The sequence below is a fragment of the Spartinivicinus marinus genome (assembly GCF_026309355.1).
Taxonomy (GTDB): domain Bacteria; phylum Pseudomonadota; class Gammaproteobacteria; order Pseudomonadales; family Zooshikellaceae; genus Spartinivicinus; species Spartinivicinus marinus.
In genome coordinates this window covers 109,193-122,189 of record NZ_JAPJZK010000001.1, presented here as the reverse complement: position 1 = coordinate 122,189, position 12,997 = coordinate 109,193, and the positions used below count along the sequence as shown (strand labels likewise).

At 38.5% G+C, this 12,997-nt stretch carries 9 protein-coding genes and 1 pseudogene; 9 read left to right on the top strand and 1 reads right to left on the bottom strand.

Translation table 11 applies throughout. The annotated features are described in order from the left end of the window. Positions 1–69: 69 nt before the first annotated feature. The 3 genes and pseudogenes from OQE68_RS00575 to OQE68_RS00565 form a co-directional block, all read left to right on the top strand. The gene (locus OQE68_RS00575; protein ID WP_180568292.1) at positions 70–4,872 is read left to right on the top strand and encodes a polymorphic toxin-type HINT domain-containing protein; all 4,803 of its coding nucleotides are present in this window, start codon (positions 70–72) and stop codon (positions 4,870–4,872) included. A gap of 3 nt (positions 4,873–4,875) precedes the next feature. Continuing rightward, the gene (locus OQE68_RS00570) at positions 4,876–5,676 is read left to right on the top strand and encodes a DUF3969 family protein (RefSeq protein ID WP_180568293.1); all 801 of its coding nucleotides are present in this window, start codon (positions 4,876–4,878) and stop codon (positions 5,674–5,676) included. Positions 5,677–5,876: 200 nt separating this feature from the next. Then, positions 5,877–6,020 (top strand): annotated as a pseudogene (locus OQE68_RS00565) (transposase); the annotation flags it as partial. 316 nt (positions 6,021–6,336) lie between these two features. Here the strand turns inward: OQE68_RS00565 and OQE68_RS00560 are convergent. Continuing rightward, complete coding sequence (locus OQE68_RS00560; protein ID WP_180568294.1) at positions 6,337–7,356, bottom strand: IS110 family RNA-guided transposase; 1,020 nt, start codon at positions 7,354–7,356, stop codon at positions 6,337–6,339. Between the two features lie 165 nt (positions 7,357–7,521). Between OQE68_RS00560 and OQE68_RS00555 the strand changes: the two genes are divergently transcribed. The 6 genes from OQE68_RS00555 to OQE68_RS00530 all read left to right on the top strand — a co-directional run bounded on the left by OQE68_RS00555 (position 7,522) and on the right by OQE68_RS00530 (position 12,994). Next, a complete protein-coding gene (locus tag OQE68_RS00555; protein WP_180568295.1) occupies positions 7,522–8,592 on the top strand; it encodes a transposase in 1,071 nt (356 codons plus the stop codon). 426 nt (positions 8,593–9,018) lie between these two features. Continuing rightward, positions 9,019–9,519, top strand: a complete 501-nt coding sequence (locus OQE68_RS00550; RefSeq protein ID WP_180568296.1) for a hypothetical protein — start codon at positions 9,019–9,021, stop codon at positions 9,517–9,519. A 145-nt stretch (positions 9,520–9,664) separates the two neighbouring features. Continuing rightward, entirely contained in the window at positions 9,665–10,234 is a 570-nt protein-coding gene (locus OQE68_RS00545) for a DUF6896 domain-containing protein (RefSeq protein WP_180568297.1), read from the top strand. Between the two features lie 189 nt (positions 10,235–10,423). Further along, positions 10,424–10,954, top strand: coding sequence for an LPP20 family lipoprotein (locus OQE68_RS00540; RefSeq protein WP_219340007.1), 531 nt, complete (start codon positions 10,424–10,426; stop codon positions 10,952–10,954). A 23-nt stretch (positions 10,955–10,977) separates the two neighbouring features. After that, entirely contained in the window at positions 10,978–11,580 is a 603-nt protein-coding gene (locus OQE68_RS00535; RefSeq protein ID WP_219340008.1) for a penicillin-binding protein activator LpoB, read from the top strand. A gap of 10 nt (positions 11,581–11,590) precedes the next feature. Beyond that, on the top strand, positions 11,591–12,994 hold the full coding sequence (locus OQE68_RS00530; protein ID WP_180568298.1) for a COG3014 family protein: 1,404 nt from the start codon (positions 11,591–11,593) through the stop codon (positions 12,992–12,994). Positions 12,995–12,997: the final 3 nt, after the last annotated feature.

The following is a 12,997-nucleotide window of genomic DNA, read 5'->3' as shown; positions in this document are numbered from 1 at the left end:
TTTATGTTGTGCACTTCTTCAGTTGAAGAGGTGCACAAGAGAGTTGTTGTCTTTTTTATGGTGGTAGATATGACGGGGTGGTTAAGGTCGTTGATACGGCTTGGTTATTGTTTATTATTTTTATTTTCACTTTTAGGGGGGCAATTAACTGTTGCTGCGCCCGGTATTATTCTATTGGAAGAAGAACCTCGCCACACAGGAATATTTAGGTTAAAAGAACTGGATATTTGGTTGCAAGCTAAAGGCTCCCCAGCGCGTATTATACGAACTTATCAGCCTGGTGTAGGTTGGGCTTGGAATCGACGTTGGGTTAATTTATCACTGAAAAAAGTAGAAGAAGAAAAACAATTAATTGGTGAGTTTTCAGTAGGTGTTGCCTCTGGGTGTGATACTGGCCCGAATACAGTTTCTGTTGATGCACCAGGCTCAGAAAATGAAGAAGTTACTCCTGCACAGCTGCACTATACTCAATGGGATTATATTGTCAGAGATGAAGTAAAATATTATCGGTTGCCTAATAGTAAGCGGTTTGGGAAAGGTGGTACTCATATTATTGGTACCGAAACAGGGTATCGTTGGCAAAACCGGGAAGGTAACTGGATTGAATATGATCAAACTGGCGCTATTTTAAAATATGGCGATGCGGAAGGAAATGAAATCACCCTAAAAAAAGATGGCCAGGGTCGTATTCATCAGGTAATTGATAAACAGGAGCGGGTATTATTTACCTTTAATTATATTGGCGACAGTGGCTTAGTCGAATATATTACTGATTACACTGAGCGCAAAGTACAATACCACTACCAAAATGGTCAATTAGTAAAAGTCACTGATGTTAGGGGATACGACTGGCAATATACCTATAATGAAGCAGGTCATTTATCCCAGCGAATTGATCCAGAAAATAATATCACTCAATATCAGTATGCCGAAACACGAGTGACTGGCATTACTCGTGCTGATGGTTTAACCACTCGTTATCATTATGACTATGATAGAAAAAATCGTTATTACCATTTCACCATTAAAACACCAACAGGAAAAGTCATTGAGCGTCGCATAGTCAATGGTGAACCACCTGAAAAGAAAAAAAAGAAACCTCGATTTGCTGACGGTGTTGTTCGTAGTGCTGGAGGAGGCGGTAGTGGCGGCGGCTGTTCTGGTGGAGGCGGGAGCAGTGGTAGTAGCGGAGGGAATGCTGTTATTGGTGGTGGCTTTGAAACTGTTAGTGTTAAGAAAAAGTCAAGAAGTAAAATAAAAGAAATTTACCGTGAACATATTAATGGCGTATTAATACAACGAGTTATATTTAACGCAGAGACGAATGTAAGAACAATTTTTGACAAAGAAGGTAAAAAAACAACAATTCAGGATGATATTTGGGGCAACCCACTTGAATTTACCCATGCTGATGGTACGGAAGAAGTTTTTAGTTATGTAGGTTCTTTTAATTACATTTCAAGCTATGTTGATCGACAAGGTGTTAAATACTCCTTTAGTTATGATAGCGCTGGCCGTTTAACCGCAACAACTGACGCTGTAGGCACTGATGTCTCTAGAAGTGTCTCTTATAGTTACGGTTCAAATAGTGATACTAATGGTAGTACAGTCACTACAACATACAGTGGTCATAATGGCGCTAATGTATCTGAGACTGCTTACTATGATGACCTGGACCGTCTAGTAAAAGTTAAGGATGGTGAAGGCCATATTACCCAATATACGACTAATGTATTGGGTTTAAAACTAACCAAAACTACCCCAAAAGGCTATATCTATCACTATGAGTATGACCTGGCAGGCAATTTAATACAGGAAACAGACCCACTGGGAAGAACTACCCAATATGTATATGACAAAGCTGGCAATCAAATAAAAACCATTGAGGCCAATAAAGCAGAAACTAATTACGGTCATAATGCTCTCAATGAACATATTACTACGACAGATGCTACAGGTTATCAATTAACGCGCACTATTGATCGAGGTAAAAACCAAGCGCATATTAAAAATGGTGATCATACCTCAACCATTCAATTTGATAGTAATGGGCGAGTCGTTTTATTTACTGATGCTGAAGCCAACAAAGTCAGCTATCAATATGAAGAAAGCCGTCTTAAGAAAATTACTTATCCAAATTTTGAGCAGCAGTTTAAGTATAATGAACGTCGCTTAGTTAGCCATGTTGATACAGTGGCTGATGGCAAGACCCGTACACGGCGTTTTCAGTATGATATTGTTGGGCAGGTTACCGAAGAGATTGATGCCAATAACATTCAAACTGCTTTTAAATATGACGAGTTAGGACGAGTCAGCCAGGTTACTAATGCAAAAGGTGGGCAAACCACGTTTGAATATAATCATTTAAACCAAGTTATTAAAGTTATCGATGCTGAAGAGGGAGAAACGCGTTTTAGTTATGATAAAGATGGTTTGTTAACAGCTGAAACCGTTGTGGTTGCTTCGGGGCAGGAGCGGATACGGCGTTATAGTTATGATCCTGATGGCAACTTAAAACAAAGTATTTCAGCGGGTGGTGAAAAAAGGCTTTATCATTATGATGAAGTTGGCCAATTAATTAAATTGGAAGTTTTTACTCAGCAAGCAGATGAAAAGCCGGCTCGTGTAGTTGAATTAACTTATGATGTGGTAGGGCTGTTAACCCACTATAAAGATAATGAAGTTGAAATTAGCTACCACTATTCAACGTTAGGTGAATTGGAAACAACCACAGTTAACTATGGGCCTTTTAGTAAGACGTTTACCTATGGCTATAATGAGCATGGTCAAATCCAAGCTTATACCACACCAGAAGGGGTTACTTATGAATATAGTTATACACCTAATGGTGAATTTAAATCACTTAAAATCCCTTCAGTTGGTCAATTAATTGTTAACCAATACCAGTGGATGTCACCGGTTGAAATTACCTTACCTGGTGGTACAAAAATAAAACGTACGGTTAATGGTTTTGGTAATTTAGTTGATAATCAATTAATTGACCCTGCTGGCAATATTATTAGCAGACAGCAGTATCAACATGATGCTGTTGGTAACATTATTAGTCGTACTGATAAAAATGGAACCGCTCAGTTTAGTTATAATGCTTTATATCAACTCACAGGGGCAGACTATCCTCAGCCATCTAATGAAAATATAGGGAGTGGTTTACCACAATTAGTAGATGAACAGTTTGGTTATGATGGCGTAGGTAACCGCACCCAATATAATGACCAAACCGTTTGGCAGTATAATCAAGCTAATCAACTGGTTAAGCAGGGTGATATACGTTATCGCTATGATGCTAATGGTAATTTAATCGAAAAAAGCCATGGTGCGAAAACGACCAAGTTTTTTTATAACGAATTAGAACGCTTGGTCAGGGTAGAGGATGGATCCGGTCAGGTAATTGCCCGTTATGGTTATAACTTGTTTGGCCACAGGCTATGGAAAGAAACCAATGGTGAAAAGCGTTACTTTTTATATAACCTGAATGGATTGGCTGCCGAGTACGACAGTAGCGGCCAGCTAATTCGCGAATACCAATTTGTCCCCTATAGCCCTTGGATGACCAATCCATTATTCCAACGGGTAGATGGCCAACTGTATTATTTCCAAACAGATCAGGTAGGTGCCCCCACCCGGATGGTGGCTGCTAATGGTAAGGTGGTTTGGTCTGCGAATTACCAGTCATTTGGTAAAGCCATTATTAATAAGGCAGAGGTTGATACGCCGTTACGATTCCCTGGCCAATACCATGATAAAGAAACAGGGTTAAACCATAACTATTGGCGAGATTATGACCCAGAGCTAGGTCGATATATAGAGTCAGACCCTATTGGTTTAGGTGGTGGGGTAAATCGTTATTTATTTGCCAATGCTAACCCTATCATAAAGGCAGACCCTTATGGCCAAGCACCAATTATACCTGTTGCAATGGCTGTTGGCTCTGCTGCCGCAGCAGCTGCAAGTCGTTGCTTTGCTGCTTGTGTGGCAGAAGCAGCGATTGGCGCAGCAGCCAGTGCACTCATAGACTGGTATAACAACAATTGTAGTGAAGGTTCATTATCCTCTTTTGGTGAAGAAGCACTCAGTGTTGCAAAGGAGTGTGCTGGTTTTTGTGCAAGACCATGGAACTGGTTTAGGCGTTATAAAGGTTTTAGTAAAAAGAAAAACCCAAGAAAGAAATCTCCTTGTCAGTGTTTTATTGCTGGCACCTTGGTTAAGACTAAAGAGGGCTTAAAGCCCATTGAAGAAGTTGAAAAAGGGGAGCTGGTTGCAGCCAGGAATGATGAAACGGCAGAAAATAGTTGGCAACCTGTTTCAGCATTAATTGCCCATCCAGAGCAAATTTTATATGTCACATTAACGGATGATGAAGGGCAATCGGAAACCTATGGAACCACTGAAGAACATCCATTCTGGGTACAAGGTAAAGGCTGGGTAGAAGCCAGTGAACTCAGGTTAGGTGATGTTGTTGCCTCCCATGATGGACGAGTCCTGCAAGTCGGTGGGGTCAGCCTTTCAGATGAACACTTACCGACGTATAATTTAGAAGTAGCCAATGCCCATACCTATTTTATAGGTGAGCTTGGAGCTTGGGTGCATAATGAGTGTAAGGAGGTTTTTAACTCAATAAAAGACTCACCAAAATATCCTAAGGGATTTAGAGCGCGACACAATGGTACCACAACACATACGGTAAAAAATAAGGAGTTGTTGGAGGTATTGAGACAGCATGAAGCAGGTAAGTGGCAAAAAGTTTATAAAGATGGATTTGATGCACAGGGTAATAGAATTTCAATACATTACTTTAGGAGTCAGTCAGGAAAAGTTTTTGATGTCAAAACTAAAAACTATTGGAGTAATTGAACGGTGGATGCAAAAAAAAATGAAAAGTTATTTTTAATCCTTAGTCTTGGCTTAACAGAAAGTATTAAGAAAGGTGTTGTTAGTATAGACGAAGCAGAACAGTTATTGTTCTCTCCAAAAATAATACAACTGTTTACAAAGCTTGGATTTAGTAAGGAGTTAATTGATTTAGTTTACTCAGGTATGGAACTTGAGGATTTAGAAAGTCTTTTGCCAAATCAGCTTACAAATAGCTTATCACAGATGTCTGCTGATGCTGTAGGGATTTTGCGGAAAATGCCGAGACTGGAGTTAGCCTTGCCTTGCTGGTATGAAGAAATACTTAGTCAAAAGAAATTAGATTTTAATATAGAGAACAATGAATTATTGATAGATAAACAAAATACAATGACTAAAATTTCAGTTAATCAGAACACTTTAGACCAACTTTTTTTAAAAATAAGCACTTGGGAAGATTGGATAGAAATTGAAAAAAGAATATTTAAGTTGAATTGTTGGTCAGAGAGAAATATTAGTGAGATTAATAATATACTTAAATCTGAACCCATTAAAATTGATGGCGCTTATTGGTTTCCAGTGCCAAACCAATATGATGTTTCTGAAACTATTGAGTTTTTGTATGAAAAATATCAGCAAATGGCATTTAAAAAAATAGAGCCTGAAGCATATGAAGAAAATATGAAAAATATATCTGAATACGGAAAAAGGTGTGTATTTTGTGAAAAATATGCAAAAGAGTATTTTGGTGATATGTGTCCGGCTTGTGGTAGTGAGCTTTTGTGGTTACCTCTTAATGAAGATTAACTGACGATAGAAGTATTTTTACTACGATAAAGAAACTAATAAAAAGAGTGAGTCTATCTCGCGTTAGTCATGAACAGGTGTCGTTGGACGCGACACCTTTTTTATATATAGGGTAATAATAAGGACAGCCACTAAAATTTGACAACACAGAAGTGTCATCTAAACTTAAAGTAATAGTCAAATAAAAGAGGTGGGCCTATATGACTCGTGCCCGTCGTGAACAGGTGGCATTGGATGCGACGCCTTTTTACCATTGTATTACCCGCTGTGTTAGGCGAGCATTTTTATGTGGTGAGGATAAATTGACAGGGTGTAGCTTTGAGCACCGCCGTCAATGGATTGTAGGACATTAAGTGTAGGACATTAAGGACATATATGGATGCCCGGCCTATGTCAACTTCTTTCTTGTTAAACTATTTCATTTTTGTTACCCAATTATCCAGCTAGCTGGCACAGAAATGAAAAAACGGCAAAAGACATATATCCGGCTTCTATGATGGCAATTAGTGCACCGAGCCTTAATGAGATTCAAGAAGCCTTTGTCGCCTATGCATCCAACAGGTCTTGATGACCGGTGTCCTCACTCAGGTTCTGACAAAGGCATAACCGTTTTTTATTTCATTAATGCAGCAACGCTGCCGTTGTGGGTGAGTAAACTATTTATGCTACAGCCGGATTATAACTTTCTTTTTTAGCCAGCACAGCCCAAGCAATTCGTGCCAATTTATTTGCAATGGCAACTATGGCTTTGCACACATGCATTCGCTGACATAAAGCATTAATCCAACGACTAAATTTATCGTTTTTCTTGTGGCTCCAATTCATTAAAGCCCTAGCACCATGTATGAGTAGTCGCCTTAAAGTACGATTTCCCCGTTTGGTGATACCACCTAATTTATTACTATCTCCACTCGCATATTGTGAAGGGGTTAAACCAATCCAAGCAGCCATATGACGACCATTTTTAAAATGATGTGGGTCGCAGATAGATGCAATTAATGCAGTAGCTGTCACTGGACCTATACCAGGTATATTAATTAATCGTTGGTAGTCTTCATTATCTTTAACGGAGTTGTCAGTCATTTCTTCTATATCATTGATGCGTTTATCTAAATAATCCCACTCTTGGTAAAGTGATTGAATAAACTGCCTTGCTTTGACGGTTAATGGGTTAGAGCTATCTTCAAGTATAAGTGGTACTTTTGCTTTTAATTTGTAAGGGAGTTTTTCTACAACAATACCATACTCACTTAATAGACCACGTAACTGATTAACCAGTGCCGTACGGGATTTAATTAAGCGCTCCCGAATTCGCTGTAAGGACTGAACATCTTGTTGCTCCAACGTTTTAACTGGGACAAAACGTGCCTTGGGTCGTAGCGAGGCTTCTGCAATGGCCACTGCATCATTGTGATCATTTTTATTGCCTACTAAAAATGGTTTGACCTGATAAGGGGGAATTAACTTTACGTCAAATCCTAATTCCTGTAGTTTGCGACCCCAAGGGTTAGCTGAATAACAAGCTTCCATAATAACAGGAGCAGGCGATAGTTGTTGCAGCTCACTTACTAACTTTTTTCTAGTGACTTTTTTATTGAATACGACTTTATGATGACTATTTAAAGCACAAATTTGAAAACTATTTTTTGCTAAATCAATGCTAATTACACTATTATTCATGGTGGATGCCCTTTTTAATTTGCTAGTTAGCCAAAAATAATTCTAGCGTGGTACATATGATGCCGTGGATTAAAAGGGCATCCATCTCAGCATCCTATGAAATTTGACAGCACAGAAGCTTCATCTAAGCTTAAAATAGCTGTCAAATAAAAGGGGTGGGCCTATATGACTCGTGCCCGTCGTGAACAGGTGGCGTTGGATGCGACGCCTTTTTACCATTGTATTACCCGCTGTGTTAGGCGAGCATTTTTATGTGGTGAGGATAAATTGACAGGGTGTAGCTTTGAGCACCGCCGTCAATGGATTGTGGATCGTCTAGCAGAGTTGGTAGACATCTTTGCGATTGATTTATGTGCTTATGCGGTGATGAGTAACCACTACCATATTGTTGTGCGCATTGATAGCCATCGAGCTGAAGAGTGGAGTAATCATGAGGTGGTTGAGCGTTGGATGAAGCTTTATAACGGTAATTTTTTAGTTAATCGTTGGTTAAATGGTGAAACGGGTAAAGCAGAAAATTTTGTAGTTAGCGAAATTATTCAAACATGGCGTAAACGGTTAGCAGATTTAAGCTGGTTTATGCGTTGTTTAAATGAGTTTATTGCTCGCAAAGCGAATAAGGAAGATAACTGCAAAGGTCGTTTCTGGGAGTCTCGTTTTAAGAGCCAAGCCTTGTTAACAGAAGAGGCTCTGCTAACCTTTATGGCCTACGTGGATTTAAATCCTATTCGGGCTAAGCTGGCTGATAGGCCAGAAACTTCTGATTTTACCTCGGTACAAAGTCGAATTCAGACTCGGCAGCAGCAGAAAAAGAAAAAAATCATTAAAAAAGCTAAAGCTTCAAAAAGGGCTACGCAACCAAAATCAGCTGAGGAAAACAAATCACCGATGTTGTTACCTTTTAGTGGTAATATAAAACCTGAGGTTGATCCAACCTGTGGTATTTATTTTCATGAGAGCGACTATTATGATTTAGTTGACTGGAGTGGTCGTGCTATTCGTGACAATAAGCGAGGTAGTATTCCTGCGCATATTCCTCCTATTTTGCAGCGACTAGGGGTTAATGAAAATGAGTGGCTAAATACTATGCAAAAACTCACCCGCCAATTTAACCGAGCGGTTGGCCCTAAAGAAAAAATACAACAACTGAGCCGTCAATTAGGGCAAACATGGCTAAAAGGTATACGTTCTGCACAGCGATTATTTTCTACCCCACTAAATTCAACATCTGTTTAACTAAAGTTATTTTTAAAGAGTCACTAGTAGTTATCCTGTAGTTAACCTTTTTCTGCTGTTGTTATGAAGCAAATAGAGACTTAGTTTTCTCTTTGTATTTATTATTCTGCATGTCCTAGAAGTCTTTAAGTATGTTTTGGATAGAAAGTGTAAAGTGGTAGATGAAAGTGGTTTTGATTATTATCATAAAAAGCTAAAGAAAATACTGTTTAACATATGATTTAATAGTTGTTATCTTAATTTTTATATCTAAAAATTAAGCGTGTTGGGTATGTGTGAATGCTTTTCAGAAAATATTAAATTAATCAATACGACTAAAGTATTATATGTTGAGTGGTTATCTCCATGTATTAGTCATTGCTGCTAAATACAGGATAGATTAGTATTTGCTTCCATAACACATAAGTAAAAGTAAGGAAGTAGATAATGAAAAATAAAGCAGCTGTATTAGCGTTGGGTTTAGGCGTCAGTTTAGTTACTGGGCAGGCATTCAGTGCAAATGAAAGAACATTGACCTGGTATTCTTCTGGTCTTGGTAATCAGTTGGTGATCGATACAACGTTTGGCTGTATTGATCAAAAAATGATGTATGAAAAGCATATTGTAAAGGCGAATAGCTGGAATGGGGAGTGGGATAATAGTGACAATGTGTATTTATTTCAATTTTATCCTGAGAATAATGCCTATAATAACAGCTTGCCTGTTCATGCAGTAAACACCAAGCTAGCACATGATGCCAATGGCAAGACTACGAATGCATTTGGTAAGCCACTTACAACGACAATCTATAAATTCCGGCCTTATGCTGTTATCGGTGGTAAGCGTGATAATACCCAATCTAGAATAGATTATGCTCGTGAACGGGGGTATCGAGAAAGCTGGGGAATTCGCCAAATGTCTATTGATTTGCAATGTGGTAATTTATAAATAATAAAAGTAGCAGTATATTTGCTAGCTTCTGGTCCCTTCTTATTAACATTGAAGGGACATTAAGTGTTAGCCTTCTTTTTAGTTTCTTCTGAAGTATAGGAAAAACATAGAAAAAGCACCTAAGTACGCCGGTGATGAAAAAATGACTCCAGATCATAATATAACAAGCACACTTGCAGCACTGGATTATTATACGCATACCAAGCAAGTAATAATAAAAGACTTAAGTGAGGTGCTTGGTTGTGAACAAGATGATATTTTTTATAGTTGGTGTTTTCGAAAATTCAAGCAGCATGGTGAGTTAGTAAAACTGGATTATATTTACTTTTTTCATGGCTACGAATGCGATATTCGAAGTAAAGATAAAAGTCAGTATATAAGAATTGACTTTGGGCCTGGTGGGCGAATTGATACATTTTCTGAATGGGGGCTTTATAACTTTGTTGTATCGTTTAAGAGTCAAAATTCTGCCTTATTATCTTTGCATGAATATCTAATAAAAACGGTGGAAACAAGAAGTCGGAGTGAAACAAGCAATAATAGTGAGAGAGATATACTTTCAGAGTTAATTGATTATATGAAAAAAGATGGGTATTTATATCAAGCCTTTTACGAGCCATTAAACTATGAAAATAAACTTAACTTTCCTGTTGATGAAATCAAGTACTTTGATGAAGCTGTTTCAAACAGGCTGATAATTTCTACTGACTGAATGCGATGATATTAGTTTTTACTAATAAAACCCTGCAATATTACTTCATTAGCTTCAACCACACTATAGTTATAATCCCTACATTGCAATTGTCGTAGACTTCGGCTAAAACGATTCTTTTTTTAACAAGACAAGCTTAAAAAATTGTAAAGATAAAACTGTAAAGATTGTTTTAGGGGCGAGTGAATTATGGTAGGGCGAGTTAAGTACTTACTGCTATGTGCAGTAAGTGTATTGTTACTGGTAGGTTGTTCTGGTGCACCTAAAGTAAAAAGCGATTTAGGTATTGAAGATGCACCAAACTGGGTGAATGAAGGCTCTCAAGCAGTTGAGAATGATGACGGCCGTTTTATTCACGGCGTTGGCATGGCACCTGTGGTGGGGGATTTGTCATTACAAAAGTCCACTGCTGCTAACCGTGCTAGGGCTGAGGTAGCTAGAGTGCTATCTGTTTCGATGGATGCCTTACATGCAGATTATATAGCCAGTGATGGGGAGGAGGCTGATAGCAATATTGAGCGTGAAATAAACTCTCATACCCAGCTGGCACTGAATGGCGTGAAGATTATTGGCTATTGGAAAGATCAAAATACGAAAGATATTTATGCAATTGCTCAGCTGGATTTAAAAAAACTAGAAAAGTCAATAAAAAGAGCTTCTCGCTTAAGCGAAAACTTTAAAAGTCGCTTTATCAAACATTTACCTTTCTCAAGTAACTAATTGCAATTTTAAGGAAGTAACTCGTGAAGTTGATTATCAAGTCTGCATTTACTGTGGTAATGGCATTGGGGTTAGTAGGCTGTAATAGTACTCAAGTGACTCGAATTGGTGCTGATGAAGTCGTTGATTTAAGTGGTGCCTGGAATGATACTGACTCTCAGTTAGTGTCTCGTGAAATGATTAATGATGCACTATCACGGCCTTGGATTGCTAATTTTATGACAAGAAGAGGAAAAACGCCTGCGGTTATTGTGGGCACGGTGCGTAACTTAAGTCACGAGCATATAAATGTTAGAACCTTTGTAGCAGAGCTGGAAAGAGAGTTAATCAACTCAGGCCGGGTAGAGTTTGTCGCTTCCCAAAATGACCGTAATGAAATTCGTGATGAGCGAATGGACCAGGATCTTCATGCCAGTGAAGACTCACGAAATGCGGCGGGCCAAGAGCGGGGTGCTGATTTTATGTTGCAAGGGCAAATCAATACCATTTTTGATGTTAATGACAACAAACAAGTACGTTATTACCAGGTAGACTTAACCATGGTGAGTATGGCTGATAATAGAAAAGTTTGGATTGGCCACAAAAAGATTAAAAAGCTGGTTAAAAACGGCAAGTTTCGTTATTAAGATTTAATCAATGATGGAATTACTTTTTAGACACCCTTTAGGGGTGTCAGGACTGTTATTGTGCTTGTTATTACAAGGTTGTGCGCTTTCTTCGATGCGGCTCAATGATTTGGCCGCTGAGTTAGAGGCGCATTCACCGGAGCAGGTGCTGGCTGAATTAAAAACAATTAAATATTCAGCAAGGGACCAAGTGCAATACTTACTTGATTATGGCCTATTAAAAACCCTAACAGGTGACTTCATTGATGCAATACAAGATTTGCAGACGGCAAAAACGCTCATCCAACAACTAGACGCTATCAGTATTAGTGAAAATATAGGAGCGGTAGCGGTTAATGATACCTTAAAAAGTTATGTTGCTACGCCAAGTGAGCAGATGTTGCTGTATGAGCTGCTGGCTTTAAACTATTTATTGTTAGGCCAACTGGATGCTGCTCGTGTAGAAATACTTCAAGCACAGGTAAAAACACGACAATTTGCTGAAAGCAGTGCTTCGAATGGGCGGATAGCCAGTATGGAATACCTTGCTGGTTTTGTTTATGAGTTGTTAGGCGAAACAGATAATGCCATGATCAGTTATCGTAATGCAGCGAATATCTTAACAAGCCAGGAGATACCAATTCCTCAAGCATTGCAAGAAAAACTATTACGTTGCAGTTACCAATTAGGGCTACATAAAGAGTATAAAAAATATACTAAGCATTTTGGTGAAACGGCTAGTTTTCCAAATAGACACTCGGGTGAAGTGACCATTGTGTATTGGGATGGTGTGGTTAGTGCAAAAAAACAGCGATTTTTGACAGTTTATGTGCCTCAGTTAGAGCATAATGTTACTCTGGCTTTGCCCTATTATCCTGATATTGATAAGCAATCTAGACCATTAACGTTTCAAATTAATGGTGACAACTTTTATACAGACACAATTGAAAGTGTAGAAAATATAGCTCGTAAAGATCTTGATGAACAAAGTACTGTTATTTACTCCACTGCTTTAGCTCGCATGGTAGCAAAACATCTGGCTATTAAAGCCAGTCAAAATCAAAATAATGCAAACTTAACGATGCTGCTAAATGTTGCGTCAGTATTTAGTGAAGCTGCTGATGTCAGAAGCTGGAATATGTTGCCTTCTTCCATTCAAACGGCGACAGTTCAACTCAGCCCAGGCCGTTATCGATTATTTCCATATCAATTTACTTCTGAAAAAGTACGAAAAAACGACAGTAGTTTAATTGACTGGTTTTTTTCTGGTGTGAATAAAACATCAGAAAAAAAGGAAATACCTACTGTTAATGAAAAAGGAGTGGAGCTAAGTCAGTTTATTTTAGATATACAGGCAGGGCAAAAGGTATTGTTGTTCGTTTCAAAAGTAGGTAATCGAGTGTACAGCTCGACACTTCACCAAGAAAATCAATAGTTT